The organism is Pseudomonas sp. Pseusp21, assembly GCF_059492145.1.
This window is the reverse complement of the sequence record NZ_CP168520.1, coordinates 725,975-740,942: the sequence shown is the minus strand read 5'-3', so window position 1 is coordinate 740,942 and position 14,968 is coordinate 725,975. Positions and strand designations below refer to the sequence as shown.

At 62.6% G+C, this 14,968-nt stretch carries 13 protein-coding genes; 6 read left to right on the top strand and 7 right to left on the bottom strand.

From position 1 onward, the window contains the following. Positions 1 to 4: 4 nt before the first annotated feature. Genes efeB through efeU form a run of 3 tightly spaced genes read right to left on the bottom strand, consistent with a single transcriptional unit; the run spans position 5 to position 3,368 of the window. Entirely contained in the window at positions 5 to 1,303 is a 1,299-nt protein-coding gene (gene efeB, locus ACEN93_RS03185) for an iron uptake transporter deferrochelatase/peroxidase subunit (RefSeq protein WP_103385208.1), read from the bottom strand. Between the two features lie 17 nt (positions 1,304 to 1,320). After that, entirely contained in the window at positions 1,321 to 2,520 is a 1,200-nt protein-coding gene (gene efeO, locus ACEN93_RS03180; protein WP_103385209.1) for an iron uptake system protein EfeO, read from the bottom strand. Positions 2,521 to 2,528: 8 nt separating this feature from the next. Then, positions 2,529 to 3,368 carry an iron uptake transporter permease EfeU gene (gene efeU, locus ACEN93_RS03175; RefSeq protein ID WP_495611044.1) on the bottom strand — a complete coding sequence of 280 codons (840 nt, stop codon included), beginning with the start codon at positions 3,366 to 3,368 and terminating at the stop codon, positions 2,529 to 2,531. Positions 3,369 to 3,547: 179 nt separating this feature from the next. Between efeU and ACEN93_RS03170 the strand changes: the two genes are divergently transcribed. From ACEN93_RS03170 to ACEN93_RS03145, 6 genes are all read left to right on the top strand, one after another. Continuing rightward, a complete protein-coding gene (locus tag ACEN93_RS03170; RefSeq protein ID WP_495611043.1) occupies positions 3,548 to 4,564 on the top strand; it encodes an AraC family transcriptional regulator in 1,017 nt (338 codons plus the stop codon). Between the two features lie 301 nt (positions 4,565 to 4,865). Then, a complete protein-coding gene (locus tag ACEN93_RS03165) occupies positions 4,866 to 6,530 on the top strand; it encodes an AMP-binding protein (RefSeq protein WP_039768651.1) in 1,665 nt (554 codons plus the stop codon). Positions 6,531 to 6,545: 15 nt separating this feature from the next. Then, the gene (locus ACEN93_RS03160) at positions 6,546 to 7,307 is read left to right on the top strand and encodes an SDR family NAD(P)-dependent oxidoreductase (RefSeq protein WP_074690506.1); all 762 of its coding nucleotides are present in this window, start codon (positions 6,546 to 6,548) and stop codon (positions 7,305 to 7,307) included. A gap of 12 nt (positions 7,308 to 7,319) precedes the next feature. Beyond that, positions 7,320 to 8,510 (top strand): acetyl-CoA C-acyltransferase, encoded by a 1,191-nt coding sequence (locus ACEN93_RS03155; RefSeq protein WP_495611042.1) that lies wholly within the window; start codon positions 7,320 to 7,322, stop codon positions 8,508 to 8,510. A gap of 20 nt (positions 8,511 to 8,530) precedes the next feature. Further along, positions 8,531 to 9,658, top strand: coding sequence for an acyl-CoA dehydrogenase (locus ACEN93_RS03150; RefSeq protein WP_007951274.1), 1,128 nt, complete (start codon positions 8,531 to 8,533; stop codon positions 9,656 to 9,658). Between the two features lie 14 nt (positions 9,659 to 9,672). Beyond that, the gene (locus tag ACEN93_RS03145; RefSeq protein ID WP_064381493.1) at positions 9,673 to 10,446 is read left to right on the top strand and encodes an enoyl-CoA hydratase; all 774 of its coding nucleotides are present in this window, start codon (positions 9,673 to 9,675) and stop codon (positions 10,444 to 10,446) included. A 37-nt stretch (positions 10,447 to 10,483) separates the two neighbouring features. On the opposite strand, the gene ACEN93_RS03140 is transcribed toward ACEN93_RS03145, so the two are convergent. The 4 genes from ACEN93_RS03140 to ACEN93_RS03125 form a co-directional block, all read right to left on the bottom strand. Then, on the bottom strand, positions 10,484 to 11,635 hold the full coding sequence (locus ACEN93_RS03140; RefSeq protein ID WP_134333539.1) for an acyl-CoA dehydrogenase family protein: 1,152 nt from the start codon (positions 11,633 to 11,635) through the stop codon (positions 10,484 to 10,486). Positions 11,636 to 11,638: 3 nt separating this feature from the next. Further along, positions 11,639 to 12,745: an enoyl-CoA hydratase/isomerase family protein gene (locus ACEN93_RS03135; protein WP_495611041.1), complete on the bottom strand. Its 1,107-nt coding sequence runs from the start codon at positions 12,743 to 12,745 to the stop codon at positions 11,639 to 11,641. 190 nt (positions 12,746 to 12,935) lie between these two features. Beyond that, positions 12,936 to 13,622 carry an HPP family protein gene (locus ACEN93_RS03130; protein WP_495611040.1) on the bottom strand — a complete coding sequence of 229 codons (687 nt, stop codon included), beginning with the start codon at positions 13,620 to 13,622 and terminating at the stop codon, positions 12,936 to 12,938. A 157-nt stretch (positions 13,623 to 13,779) separates the two neighbouring features. Beyond that, positions 13,780 to 14,958: an MFS transporter gene (locus ACEN93_RS03125; RefSeq protein ID WP_207982823.1), complete on the bottom strand. Its 1,179-nt coding sequence runs from the start codon at positions 14,956 to 14,958 to the stop codon at positions 13,780 to 13,782. Positions 14,959 to 14,968 lie beyond the last annotated feature (10 nt).

Sequence of the window (14,968 nt, the reverse complement as noted above, 5' to 3'; positions counted from 1 at the left end):
AATGCTATGCAGTTGTTTTTGGTTGAGTAGCGTTGAGCAGCGAGCGACCGATGAAGTCCTTGTCGCCCGTGACACCCGGCAGGGTGAAGAAGTAACCGCCGCCGACCGGCTTGAGGTATTCCTCCAGCGGCTCACCGTTGAGGCGGGTCTGCACGGTGATGAAGCCTTTTTCCAGGTCGGACTGGTAACAGATGAACAGCAGGCCCATGTCGAGCTGACCGTTCTTGTTCACGCCGTTGGAGTAGTTGAACGGCCGGCGCAGGATCAGGTTGGCCTGGCTCGCGGCAGTGCGCGGGTTGGCCAGGCGAATGTGCGCGTCGAGCTTGGTCAGCTTGCCTTCCGGGTCCTTGCTGTAATCCGGGACTTCGGTTTCATGGCTGGCGCCCATCGGCGCGCCGGTGGTTTTCACCCGGCCGATGATGCTTTCCTGTTCCTGCAACGGCGTGCGGTCCCAGCGTTCGACGAAGTTGCGGATGATCCGCACCGCCTGATAACTGCCGTGGGCCGCCCAGGCCGGTTCGTCGCTGCCCGGTTGCACCCAGACAATGCGATCCATGGCTTTGCCGTCGTTGGAATCCGGGTTGGCCGAGCCGTCGCGGAAACCGAGGAAGTTACGCGCCGATTGCGCCGGCACACCGGGCTTGGCCGGCGCTTGCGGCGGCACGCTGCCTTCCTGTTTCCAGCGCACCAGCAGCAGGTCCGGCAGGTTCTTCACGATGTCGCGCAAGGCGTGGATGTTGGTGTCGGCGGTGTTGGAGCAGAACTGCAGGCTCAAATCGCCGTGGCAGCAATCGGCTTCCAGCGCATCGTTGGGGAAACCGACCATGCGCACCAGACGCTTGGGTTTGGCGGACGCGAGGCCGAAGCGCTCATCGAACAACGATTCGCCGACGGACACGGTGATGGTCAGGTTGTCCGGCGTCACCACCGGGCCGAGGATGCCGGAATCCGGCGGCGGCAGCTTCGGATCGATCTGCGCCACCGGGCCGCCCTTCATCAGGAATGCGATGCGCTCGTTGAGGGTGCGAAACAGGCGTTCGAGGTCTTCACGGTCGCTGGCCAGCACATCGAACGCCACCAGCATGCCGGCCGCCGGACGCGGGGTGACGATGCCAGTCTGGTGCACGCCATGGAAATCGTGGTGATCCTGGGTCTTGTCGCTGCTCGGCGCTTCGGTGACTTGCGCAGGCGCGGCGGCCATCGCCGGGCAGCTCAAAGCTGTGCCGGCCAGTGCGACACCGGCGGCACCCATGCCCATCAGTACGCGGCGACGTTGCAGGTTGAAGTGTTCGGAATCGTTCATCGGTATTTGTCTTCTGCTTACAGGCCCGAGAGGCCGAGGGCGGGATCAATGGCGTCGAGGGCGTCGGCCAGAGCCTTGGCCTTGTCGGCGATCTGCTTGCGTTGCTCACCGTTGACGGTGTCGTAACTGGCGTAGCCGTCCTTGACCTTGAAGCCGTTCAGCGTGGTATCGAAATCAGCCAGCGCGCTGTCGATTTTCGGCAGCAGGTCGGCGGCGGATTTGCTCAGCAGCGGGCGCAGCAGTTCGACGACTTTGTGCGCGGTTTCCTGATTGGCCGCGAAGCCGTTGAGATCGCTGTGGCTGTAGCGTTCCTCTTCGCCGCTGGCGGCGCGCACGTCGGCGAGGGTGTTGAGGTTGCGCACGACGATTTCCACCAGTTGCTCCGGCGGCAGCGACTGGGCCAGCAGCTGTTGTTTCAGCGTGGTGACGTTGTCGAGCAAGCCCTGGGCAATCGGTGTCAGCCCGTCGAGTTTGCGTTGCTGGAACAGCGCGTATTCGAGGCGGTGGAAACCGACGAAGGCCGGATCCTGCTCGCGCTTTTCGAAGTAATCGGCGCGGGCGTTGATGCTGTTGTCCAGCTCCGCCAGGCGTTGCGCGGCGGGGGCCAGACGCTGATACGCGGCGCGGGCCGGCAAATACAACGCCTGGGCCTGGGCCAGATCGCCGCTGTCGATGGCTTGATTCAGCGCCGTCACGGCTTTGATCAGCGCGCTGCCCTGGCTGGCCAGGTAGACGCGGAACTCCGACAGCGGCCCGACGAAGGCAACCATCGATGGCTTGGCCTTGGCGGCGGCATCGGAAGCGGCGGTTGGCGTCACGTGCAGGGTGCCGCGCGGGTTGCTCAGCAGGCCACAGGTGATGGCGTAGTCGCCGGGTTGCAGGTTGGCGTTGATCACCTGGCTCAGGCCCGGCGCGATGTTCTCGCGCTCTTCGATCACCAGCACGCCGTCGAGAATTTCCCACTCCACCGCCCGGTCGGAGCGGTTGACGATGCGGAAACTGGCGCGACCGGCCGGCACGGTCAGGGCGTTCGGCTCGCAACTGTGGGGATGGATGTTGACCACCACTTCGTCACGGTTGTGCTGACGTTTGGCGGCGGCCAGTTTCGAGGCGTAGTAGAACAGGCCACCGGCGGCGATCATCACGACCACCGAACCGGCCACCGCCCAGCGCAAGGCGCGGGGAGGCGAGGCCTGAGGAATTTTAGGCTTTGACATGAAGGCCCTTATTGGCTGGAAACGGAAGACGATTGGGCAGCAGGCTTGGGCGCCGGCATGAAGAACATGACCAGAGCCACCAGCAGATAAATCAGGTACGCGCCGAGGGTGCTGACGGTTGGTGCATCCTGATAACCGAACATGCCGGCCAGCACCGAGCCCAGCGGGCCGTCCATCGGCAGCGTCGCGCTGAAGTCGAAGAGCACGGTTTGCAGGTGGTTCCACACCCCGGCTTCATGCAGGGCCTGCACCGAGTTGGCGAGAATCCCGGCGGCGACCACCAGAATGAACAGCCCGGTCCAGCGGAAGAACGCCGACAGGTTCAGGCGCATGCTGCCGCTGTAGATCAGGAAGCCGACGATGATCGCCAGAATCAGGCCGAGCAGGGCGCCGATCGGTGCGGCCGGGCCTTCGCTCTGCTGGAACACGGCCAGCAGGAAGAACACGGTTTCCAGACCTTCCCGGGCCACGGCGAAAAACACCATGGCGATCAGCGCGATGACCTGATGCTTCGATGCGGTCAGCGCGTGATCGAGGGAGGCTTGCAGTGAATGCTTGATCGAACGCGCCACCTTGCGCATCCAGAACACCATCGAACTGAGAATGCCCACGGCCAGCAGCCCGACCACGCCTTCGAACAGTTCCTGCTGCTTTTGCGGGAATTCGGCACTGACCAGTTCCAGGCCACCGCCAACCAGCAACGCCAGCGCGGCGGCGAGAAAAACCCCGATCCACACCGCAGGCATCCACTGGCCACGGCCGGTCTGTTGCAGGTAGCTGGCGATGATGCCAACGATCAGCGCGGCTTCGATGCCTTCGCGCAACATGATCAAAAAGGGAACGAGCATTCGGCGGTCACTGTGTAACGAAATGAGGTTACAAGTTGTAACATAATGAAAGTCATTCTCACATGGCATTCATTGACATTTAGCTGAACCTCAGCTGAACGAGTCTGAACATCCACGCCGCCCAGCCAGCTGCGCTAAGATGCCCGCCACTCGAACAACAATAGGATTGCGCGCGTTCCATGTCGGAAAAAGACACCATCGCCATTCAACTGGTGCGCGAAGCACTGCTGCAAAGTTGTGCCCCTGGCGTGGCCACGAAAGAAGTCTTGAGCAAGGTCGGGATTGATCCGGCGCTGCTGTCCACCGATGACGCCCGCGTGCCGGCCAGCCAGTACGCGCGGTTATGGCGCCTGCTGGCGCGGCGCGGCGATGACGAGTTCTTCGGCATGGACCCGCGCAAGCTGAAATCCGGCAGCCTCGAATTCCTCTGCCGCAGCGCCATGGCCCAGCCGAACCTGGCCGCTGGGTTGAGCACGGGGTTGAATTTCCTGTCGTTGATGCTTGAGCGTATGCCGGCGCAACTGGTGTACCAGCAGAGTCTGGCGGAGATCGTGCTGCTGGAAGACGACCCGGAACCGCGCCGCGCCTTCACCTATTTCACCTACTGGATGATCGTCCACGGCGTGGCGTGCTGGCTGGCGGGGCGGCGAATTCCGATCCTGGCCATCGAGCTGCGCTGCCCGGCGCCGGATTTTTGCGATGACTATCGGGTGATGTTCTCGGAAAACCTGCGTTTCGACCGGCCGCGCACGCGGATGATCTTCGCCGCCGATGTGCTGGATCTGCCGATCAAGCGCAGCGCCGAGGAGTTGAAACGCTTTCTGGCCCATGCCCCGGCCAACATTCTGGTGAAGTATCGCGACCCGGAAAGCCTTGCCAGCCGGATCAAGCAGGATCTGCGGCAGTTGCCCGCCGAACAGTGGCCGGAAACCGACGCGCTGGCCCAGCAGTTGTGCATGTCGGCCTCGACCCTGCGCCGGCGTCTGGCTGAAGAAGGGCAGACCTATCAGGGCCTGAAGGATAGCGTGCGCAAAGAGCTGGCGATCACCTGGCTGGCGGAACCTTCGATCAGTTTTGCCGACATCGCCACCCGCTTGGGGTTTGCCGATGCGAGCTCGTTCTACAAGGCGTTTCGCAAGTGGTCGGGGACCAATCCTGGGCACTATCGCAGCTTGATTCTCAACGAAGCGGTCTGATCCACCGCTGACGCTCGCTGCTCACCACCGACTCTCGTTCCCACGCTCTGCGTGGGAATGCAGCCCGGGACGCTCCGCGTCCCTTCCAGAGCTGGAACGCGGAGCGTCCCTTGAGGCATTCCCACGCAGAGCGTGGGAACGATCATCGCGGCACGGCGTGGGAGCGATCAAAGTCCGGAATCTTGGCCAAACCAGTCATCCACTTTGAGGGCTTTGACCATTGCCGCAGCCGGCGTGCGGCGCGAGTATTCCTCTGTTGTTTACGGTTCCCCAACCTAATAAGAACAGAGGGATTCTGGCAATGCGCGATTACTTGTCTGCCACCGCACAGTTTGATTATCAGCACACCGTGGATGCCGCGCTCAGCGGCACGCTCGAGGCGCTCAACGCCTGCGTCGAATGTTGTGACCGCCATGCTTTGCCGGGGCGCATCGCGCTGTTCTGGGAAGGCCGCGACGGCGCCAGTGCGACGTACACTTTCAGCGACCTGCAGGACAAAGCCGCGCGTTTCGCCAATTTCCTTCTCGCCCAGGGCGTGCAGAAGGGCGACAAGGTCGCCGGCCTGCTGCCGCGCAACATCGAATTGCTGATCACCGTGTTCGCCACCTGGCGCATCGGCGCGGTGTATCAACCGCTGTTCACCGCGTTCGGCCCCAAAGCCCTCGAACATCGCCTGAACTGCTCCGGTGCCAAAGTCGTGGTCACCGATGCAGTCAATCGGCCAAAACTCAGTGAAGTCGCCGACTGCCCGACGCTGGTCACTGTCGGCGGCCCGAAAGGCCAGGGCATCGTCCGTGGCGATTTCAGTTTCTGGGCCGAGCTGCCCAACCATTCCAATGTCTGCGAACCGCTGATGCTGACCGGCGAAGATCCGTTCCTGCTGATGTTCACCTCGGGCACCACCGGCCCGTCGAAAGCGCTGTCGGTGCCGCTCAAGGCCATCGTCGCGTTCCAGAGCTACACCCGCGATGCCGTGGATCTGCGCCCGGAAGATGCGTTCTGGAACGTCGCCGATCCGGGCTGGGCCTACGGCATCTATTTTGGCGTGACCGGCCCGTTGTCGATGGGCCATCCGATCACGTTCTACGATGGCCCGTTCACCCTCGAAAGCACCTGCCGGGTGATCAACAAGTACGGGATCACCAACCTCACCGGTTCGCCGACGGCGTATCGTCTGCTGATTGCCGGCGGCGATGAGTTCGCCAGGTCGATCAAGGGCAAGCTGCGCATCGTCAGCAGCGCCGGTGAGCCGTTGAACCCGGAAGTGATTCGCTGGTTCGCCGACAACCTCGGCGTGGTCATTCACGACCACTACGGCCAGACCGAACTGGGCATGGTCCTGTGCAACCACCACGGCCTCGAACACCCGATCCACCTCGGCGCTGCCGGTTTTGCTTCGCCGGGCCATCGCATCGTGGTGCTCGACGAGCAGAATAATGAACTCGGCGTCGGCCAGCCCGGCATCCTCGCCATCGACCGCACACAGTCGCCGATGTGCTGGTTCGCCGGTTACGAAGGCGCGCCGACCAAAGCCTTCGTCGGCAATTACTACCTGAGCGGCGACACCGTCGAGTGGAACCCGGACGGCAGCATCAGCTTCGTCGGCCGCAGCGACGACGTCATCACCACTTCCGGCTATCGCGTCGGCCCGTTCGACGTGGAAAGTGCACTGATCGAACACCCAGCCGTCGTTGAAGCGGCAGTGGTCGGCAAGCCCGATCCGGAGCGTACTGAACTGGTCAAAGCCTTCGTCGTGCTCAACCCGCAATACCGTGCCGAACCGGCGCTGGCCGAAGAACTGCGGCAACACGTGCGCAAACGTCTGGCCGCGCATTCGTACCCCCGTGAAATCGAATTTGTCAGCGAGTTGCCGAAAACCCCGAGCGGCAAATTGCAGCGCTTTATCTTGCGCAACCAGGAAATCGCCAAGGCTCAAGAGGCCGCGGCGCACAACGTTTCAGCTTGAATCAGGAAGTCAGTCATGCAGATCGAGAACAAGGTTTTTATCGTCACCGGCGGCGCATCCGGCCTGGGTGCCGCCACCGCTGAATTGCTGGTGAGCGCCGGCGCCAAAGTGATGCTGGTGGACATGAACGCCGATGCCGTCGCTGCTCAGGCCCAGCGCCTGGGGGCGCAGAGCGTGGTGGCCGACATCAGCAACGAAGCCGCCGCCGAAGCCGCCGTGCAGGCGACCGTTAAAGCCTTCGGCAGCCTGAATGGTCTGGTGAACTGCGCCGGCATCGTTCGCGGCGAGAAAATCCTCGGCAAGAACGGCCCGCACGCATTGTCCAGTTTCGCGCAGGTGATCAACGTCAACCTGATCGGCAGCTTCAACATGTTGCGTCTGGCGGCAGCCGCGATTGCTGAAAGCCAAGCCAACGCTGACGGCGAGCGCGGTGTGATCATCAACACCGCCTCGGTCGCTGCGTTCGACGGCCAGATCGGTCAGGCCGCGTATTCGGCGTCCAAAGGCGCCATCGCCAGCCTGACCCTGCCTGCGGCCCGTGAGCTGGCGCGCTTCGGCATTCGCGTGATGACCATCGCCCCGGGCATTTTCGAAACCCCGATGATGGCCGGCATGACCCCGGAAGTGCGCGACTCGCTGGCCGCCGGCGTACCGTTCCCGCCGCGTCTGGGCAAACCTGCCGAATACGCCGCGCTGGTGCGGCATATCATTGAAAACAGCATGCTCAACGGCGAGGTGATCCGTCTCGACGGTGCCTTGCGCATGGCCGCCAAGTAAGGAGGATTTCCCATGACCATCTCCAATGATCCGATTGTCATCGTCAGCGCCGTCCGCACCCCGATGGGCGGTTTTCAGGGCGAACTGAAAAGCTTGACCGCGCCGCAACTGGGCGCAGCTGCAATCAAGGCTGCGGTTGAACGCGCCGGTGTCGCCGCCGATGCGGTCGATGAAGTGCTGTTCGGCTGCGTGTTGCCGGCCGGTCTCGGTCAGGCACCTGCGCGTCAGGCTGCGCTGGGCGCCGGACTGGACAAGTCCACCCGCTGCACCACCGTCAACAAGATGTGCGGCTCGGGCATGGAAACCACCATCCTGGCCCACGACATGCTGCTGGCCGGCAGTGCCGATGTGGTGATCGCCGGCGGCATGGAAAGCATGTCCAACGCGCCGTACCTGCTGGATCGCGCCCGCGCCGGTTACCGCATGGGCCACGGCCGGGTGCTGGATTCGATGTTCCTCGACGGCCTCGAAGACGCCTACGACAAGGGCCGCCTGATGGGCACCTTCGCCGAGGATTGCGCCGAAACCAATCACTTCAGCCGCGAGGCTCAGGATGCTTTCGCCATCGCCTCGACCACCCGCGCCCAGCAGGCAATCAAGGACGGCAGCTTCAAGGCCGAGATCGTTCCGCTGACCGTCACCGTCGGCAAAGAACAAGTGATCATCAGCAACGACGAGCAGCCGCCAAAAGCCAAACTGGACAAGATCGCTTCGCTGAAACCGGCGTTCCGCGAGGGCGGTACGGTAACTGCGGCCAACTCCAGCTCGATCTCCGACGGCGCCGCCGCACTGGTGCTGATGCGTCAGTCGCAAGCGCAGCAACAAGGTCTGAAACCGCTGGCGGTGATTCACGGTCACGCCGCGTTTGCCGATACTCCGGGCCTGTTCCCGGTGGCGCCGATTGGGGCGATCAAGAAGCTGATGAAGAAAACCGGCTGGTCGCTGGATCAGGTCGATCTGTTCGAGGTCAACGAAGCGTTCGCCGTGGTCGGCATGGCGGCGATGACCCACCTGGAAATCCCCCACGACAAGCTCAACATCCACGGCGGCGCCTGCGCCCTGGGTCATCCGATCGGTGCCTCCGGCGCGCGGATTCTGGTGACCTTGCTCTCGGCCCTGCGCCAGAAAGGCCTGAAACGCGGCGTCGCGGCGATCTGTATCGGTGGCGGTGAGGCCACGGCGATGGCTGTCGAGTGCGTCTGAACCCGAGTTAAGGATTTGCCATGATTCCCAATGACGACCAACAACAAATCCGCGACATGGCCCGGCAGTTTGCCGAGGAACGGCTCAAACCGTTTGCCGCCGAGTGGGATCGCGAGCACCGCTTTCCGAAAGAAGCCATCGGTGAAATGGCCGGGCTGGGCTTCTTCGGCATGCTGGTGCCGGAGCAGTGGGGCGGTTGCGACACCGGTTACCTGGCTTACGCCATGGCCCTGGAAGAAATCGCCGCCGGCGACGGCGCCTGCTCGACGATCATGAGCGTGCACAACTCGGTGGGTTGCGTGCCGATCCTCAAGTTCGGCAACGACGACCAGCGCGAGCGATTCCTCAAACCGCTGGCCAGCGGCGAGATGCTCGGTGCGTTCGCGTTGACCGAACCGCAAGCTGGCTCCGACGCCAGCAGCCTGAAAACCCGTGCACGCCTTGAAGGCGATCACTACGTGCTCAACGGCTGCAAACAGTTCATCACCTCCGGACAGAACGCCGGGATCGTGATCGTGTTTGCCGTGACTGATCCGAGTGCCGGCAAGCGCGGGATCAGCGCCTTCATCGTGCCGACCGACTCGCCGGGCTATAAAGTCGCCCGCATCGAAGACAAGCTCGGCCAGCACGCCTCGGACACCTGCCAGATTCTGTTCGAAGACGTGAAAGTGCCGGTGGCCAACCGGTTGGGCGAGGAGGGCGAGGGCTACAAGATCGCTCTGGCCAACCTCGAAGGTGGCCGCGTCGGCATCGCTTCGCAATCGGTGGGCATGGCCCGCGCTGCGTTCGAGGCGGCCCGTGATTACGCCCGCGAACGCGACACCTTCGGCAAGCCGATCATCGAGCATCAGGCCGTGGCCTTCCGCCTGGCGGACATGGCCACCCAGATCGCCGTGGCGCGGCAGATGGTGCATTACGCCGCCGCCCTTCGCGACAGCGGTCAGCCGGCGTTGGTCGAGGCGTCGATGGCCAAACTGTTCGCCTCGGAAATGGCCGAGAAGGTCTGCTCCATGGCCTTGCAAACCCTCGGCGGTTACGGTTACCTCAACGACTTCCCGCTGGAGCGCATCTACCGCGACGTGCGGGTCTGCCAGATCTACGAAGGCACCAGCGACATTCAGCGCATGGTCATTTCGCGCAATCTTTGAGAAGGAATCTGCACATGAGTTACGAAACGATTTTGCTGGAAACCCATGGCCGCGTCGGCCTGATCACCCTCAATCGCCCGCAGGCGCTGAATGCCCTGAATGCGCAACTGGTCAGCGAAGTGAACCGCGCGCTCGATGGTTTTGAAGCTGACGCGAACATTGGCTGCATCGTCATCACCGGCTCGACCAAAGCCTTTGCCGCCGGCGCCGACATCAAGGAAATGGCCGATCTGACCTACCCGCAGATCTACATGGACGACCTGTTCAGCGACAGCGATCGCGTGGCCAACCGCCGTAAGCCGATCATCGCGGCGGTCAACGGTTTTGCCCTCGGCGGTGGCTGTGAACTGGCGCTGATGTGCGACTTCATCCTGGCCGGCGACAACGCCAAATTCGGCCAGCCGGAAATCAACCTCGGCGTGCTGCCGGGCATGGGCGGCACCCAGCGCCTGACCCGTGCGGTGGGCAAGGCCAAGGCCATGGAAATGTGCCTGAGCGGTCGCATGATCGACGCGGTGGAAGCCGAGCGCTGCGGCATCGTCGCGCGGATCGTGCCGAGTGCCGAGTTGCTGGATGAGGCGCTGAAAGTCGCTGCAGTGATCGCCAGCAAATCGCTGCCGATTACGATGATGGTCAAGGAAAGCGTGAATCGTGCATTCGAAGTGAACCTGACTGAAGGCGTGCGCTTCGAGCGCCGGGTGTTCCATGCGGCGTTTGCGACGCAGGATCAGAAGGAAGGGATGGCGGCGTTTGTGGCCAAGCGACCTGCCGAGTTCCAGGGCAAGTAATAGCGTTCGCCCCCACGCATTGCGTGGGGGCGATCAGTCAGAGCTGATAGTTCTTCAACTCCCGAGCAATCACCATCCGCTGTATCTCGCTCGACCCCTCATAAATCTGGGTAATCCGCGCATCCCGGTAGTACTTCTCAACCGGGTAATCCTCCAGATACCCATACCCGCCATGAATCTGAATCGCTGACGAACACACCTTTTCAGCCATCTCCGACGCAAACAGCTTGGCCTGCGAAGCCTCCGACAGACACGGTTTGCCCGCCGTGCGCAGCCGCGCCGCGTGCAGGATCATCAAGCGGGCCGCGTTGATCTGCATCTGCATGTCCGCCAGCAGGTTGGCGATGCTCTGGTGCTCGACAATCGCCTTGCCAAACTGCACCCGATCACGGGCATAACCCAGCGCCGCCTCGAACGCCGCACGGGCGATGCCCAATGCTTGCGCGGCGATACCGATACGTCCGCCTTCCAGGTTGGAAAGGGCAATCGCCAGACCTTTGCCGCGTTCACCCAGCAGATTGGCTTCGGGAATGCTGCAGTTGTTCAAGGTCACCGCGCAGGTGTCGGAAGCGCGGATGCCCATCTTGTGTTCGGTGCGATCGACGATGAAGCCCGGCGTGTCGGTCGGCACCAGAAACGCCGAGATGCCACGCTTGCCCAGATCCGGATCGGTCACCGCAAACACGATCGCCAGTTTCGCCCGCTTGCCATTGCTGACAAATTGCTTGGCGCCGTTGATCACCCATTGCCCGTCGCGCAGTTCGGCGCGGGTGCGCAGGTTGTGCGCTTCGGAGCCGGCCTGGGGTTCGGTCAGGCAGAAGCAGCCGATCACCGCGCCGCTGGCCAGGTCCGCCAGCCAGGTCTGTTTCTGTTCTTTGCTGCCGTAGTTGAGCACCGGCCCGCAGCCCACCGAGTTGTGGATGCTCATGAACGCGCCGGTGGCACCGTCACCGGCGGAAATCTCTTCCACCGCCAGCGCATAGGCCACGTAGTCGACGTAGGTGCCGCCCCATTCTTCCGGCACTACCATGCCCAGCAAGCCGAGTTCGCCCATCTTTGCCACCAGAGCGTCATCGATCCAGCCGGCCTTTTCCCAGGCTTGTGCGTGGGGCGCGATTTCGCCACGGGCAAAGTCCCGGGCCATGTCGCGGATCATGACCTGGTCTTCAGTCAATTCGAGATCGTGCATGGCTCAGCTCCCGCTCTCAGCGAAACCGTGGAAGAAACTCGCGACCTGCTCGGCGTGCAGCGCAGCCAGGGTCGGCGGGTTCCAGCGTGGTGATTTGTCTTTGTCGATCAGCAGGGCGCGCACGCCTTCGATCAGGTCGCCGCGTTCGAACCACTGGCGATCCACATGCAGTTCGAGGGCGAAGCAGTGTTCCAGGCTCAGATGGCGGCCGCGACGGAGCATTTCCAGGGTCACACCCATGGCCAGCGGCGAGCGGGTTTCCAGCAGGTCGGCGGTGGTGGTCGCCCATTCGTGGCTGTCGGCGACGGTCACGGCGCGCAGTTGCTCGACGATGCTCGGCACATCAGGCAAGGCGAAGAAGTGGTCGATGGCCGGGCGCAAGGCTTCGAGCGGCGCATCCGGCAGGGTTTGCACGGCGTGGCGGGCCAGCAGGTTTTGCAGGTCTTTAAGCGGCGTGTCGTGCCACTCCAGGTGATCGAGCTGTTCGTCGAGGATGCCGAGTTTGCTGCTGTCCAGATACCAGTCGGCCAACCCGCAATACAGCGCATCCGCTGCACGGATCTGCACGCCGCTGACGCCCAGATAAATCCCCAGTTCACCGGGAATGCGTGGCAGGAAATAACTGCCGCCGACATCCGGGAAATAGCCGATCGCCACTTCCGGCATCGCCAGACGGCTCTTCTCGGTGACCACCCGCAGATCGGCGCCTTGCACCAGGCCCATGCCGCCGCCGAGGACGAAACCGTCCATCAGCGCCAGCACCGGTTTGCGGTAGTGGTGGATCGTCAGGTCGAGGGCGTATTCCTCGACGAAGAAATCTTCGTGCAGCGTGTCGCCGCTTTTGAAACTGTCGTAGAGCGAGCGAATGTCGCCACCGGCGCAAAAGGCTTTTTCGCCGGCACCGCGCAGCACCACCGCGTGGATATCGGCATCGGCGGCCCAGGCGTCCAGATGCTGCTGGAGCTGGCGCACCATGTCGAGGGTCAGGGCATTGAGGCCGGCGGGGCGGTTGAGGGTCAGATGACCGATGTGATTGCGAACCTCGGCCAGCACTTCGTGCGGCGTGGCATCCATGGACGAAGTCCGCGGGGATGAAGCCTGAGCAGTCATCACTAACTCCCTGCTTTTATTGTCTTTATTCGAGAAGCTCGCGCGCGAGCGTTAGCGGATCGTAACAGTGCAAATTTGCCGTGTACAACGGGGATATGTGCACGGGCTGTCTGCATTTTTACCTTAGGCCAAATGCACGGGATCGCGGCTTCTTTTCAATCGACAACGCTGACAGGTACAGGCTCCGGACTCAGCGGAACACCTGGCCAATGCTGCGCCGCTTGGCGTGCAGTTCACTGTTATGAATCAACTGTTCCAGATCCTCCGGCGTGACATCGATGAACGCCTCCATATCGGCCAGTGCCAGTTTCAGATCCTCGGCCGTGATGGCCTGAATATCCACCGGCGCCACGGCCGGCGCCGGTTCTGCGGGGCGTTTCGGATAGCGAATGCGGGTGAGGTTGTTGTAGGCCAGTGCGGCGAGCAGCAGGCACGCGGCGCTGAGCATCGCCGGTTCCAGGGCTTTCCAGTCCATGGCGATGGTCATCGGGTCGGCCAGCACCATGGTCAACGCGACGGCGCCGGCCGGCGGGTGCAGGCAGCGCAGCCAGCACATCAGGATCAGCGCCATGCCTGCGGCGAGGCACGCACTGCCGAGGGTTCGGCCGAGGACGTGGGCCACCAGCAACGCGACGACGCCCGCGCACAGGTAACCGCCGATGATCGACCACGGCTGGGCGAGGGCGCCGGACGATACGGCGAACAACAGCACCGCCGAAGCGCCCAGAGGGCCGATCAGGTGGTAGGCCACTTCAATGCCGAACACCTGACTGCACGCCCAAACACTGAACAACGTGCCCAGGGCCATGCCGATGGCGGCGCGGCTCCATTCGGTGGGGCGGGTGTTGATGGCGGCGGGCAACCAGCGAGCGAGCATGCAGAATCGATCCTTTGCGAAATTCAGGGCAAAAAAAAGGACTTGTCCGTAAACGCGGAAAGTCCTTCGAAGTGTTCCAACTATTGGGGGAGGAACGCGCACAGTGTGCCAAGCAATCTCGATGCTGACAAATTCATATAAATGCAGTTTCAGTGCATTATTTGTGAAGTAAAGCCACGCGCCGCCCACTCATGAAACACAGAAACCCGCCCATCGCCGTCAGTGCGCTGAGGGCGTAGAACATGGTCGGCGCCGGCGTGTGCATCAGCAGGAAACCGCAAATCACCGGGCTCAACGCGCCACCCAGCGCCGCGAGGTTCTGCGCGCCGTAATAGCTGCCGCGCAGTTCTTCCGGGGCCAGGGTGTCGACGAACAGAAATTCCGACGGGTAAATGATCATCTCGCCGAGAGTGAAAATGAACATTGCGATGCACCAGGTCACCAGGCTGTCGGCCAGGCTGAAGCCGATCAATCCAACGATGAACAGGCTGGTGCCGGCGGCGATCCAGTAGCGCAGTTTTTCCCGGTTGAGGAAGCGGCCGATCTGGTATTGCAGCAGGATCACCGCGATGGCGTTGCAGGCGAGCAGGGCGGCCATGGTTTGCAACGCCCGCTGCGAATCCTCGACCACCAGCAGGTATTGCGACAGGTACAGGGTGAAGCGGCCGTGAACCACGGTGCTGAGCAGACAGCCGCAGGTGAACATGATCAGCGTGCGGTCGTTTTTCAGGGTGATGAGGGTTTTCAGGAAGCTTTGCGGTTGGCCGATGGCGGCGACCGGGCTGGCATCCTTGGGAATCCCGATCATCAGGAAGATGCTGCCGAAAGCGATGCCGGCGGCAATCAAGAAGGGCGCAATCGGGTAGACCCCGGCGATTACCACGCCGAGCATCGGGCCGGTGGCGTAGCCGATGTTGGTCAGCGTATAGCGCAGGGAAAACGCCTTGGCCCGCTGGCCCATGGGCAGGTTTTCACTGAGGATCGCCTTGGAGCCGATCAGGAACAGCGCCGAAGCGGTTTCGGTGATGACCAGCGTCAGGGTCGTCAGATACAGGTCTTTGGCGAAGGTCAGCAGCACGAAGCCGATGGCGCTGGAAAGCATCGCCAGAATCAGCAACCGGCGCTTTTCCAGCCGGTCGATGATGTAGCCACCGTACAGCGCGAGCAGGGTGGCGATGAACACCGCGATGCCCAGCAACAACCCGACGTCCTGTTGGTTGAGGCCGAGCTTGTTGCTCAAAAACAGGGTGAGCAGCGGACTGGTGATGGCGCGGCTGACGACGATGGTCAGCGAAACGATCATCAGGCGGCGGATAACGAGCGAGTAGGTGGCCACGGAAAATCAA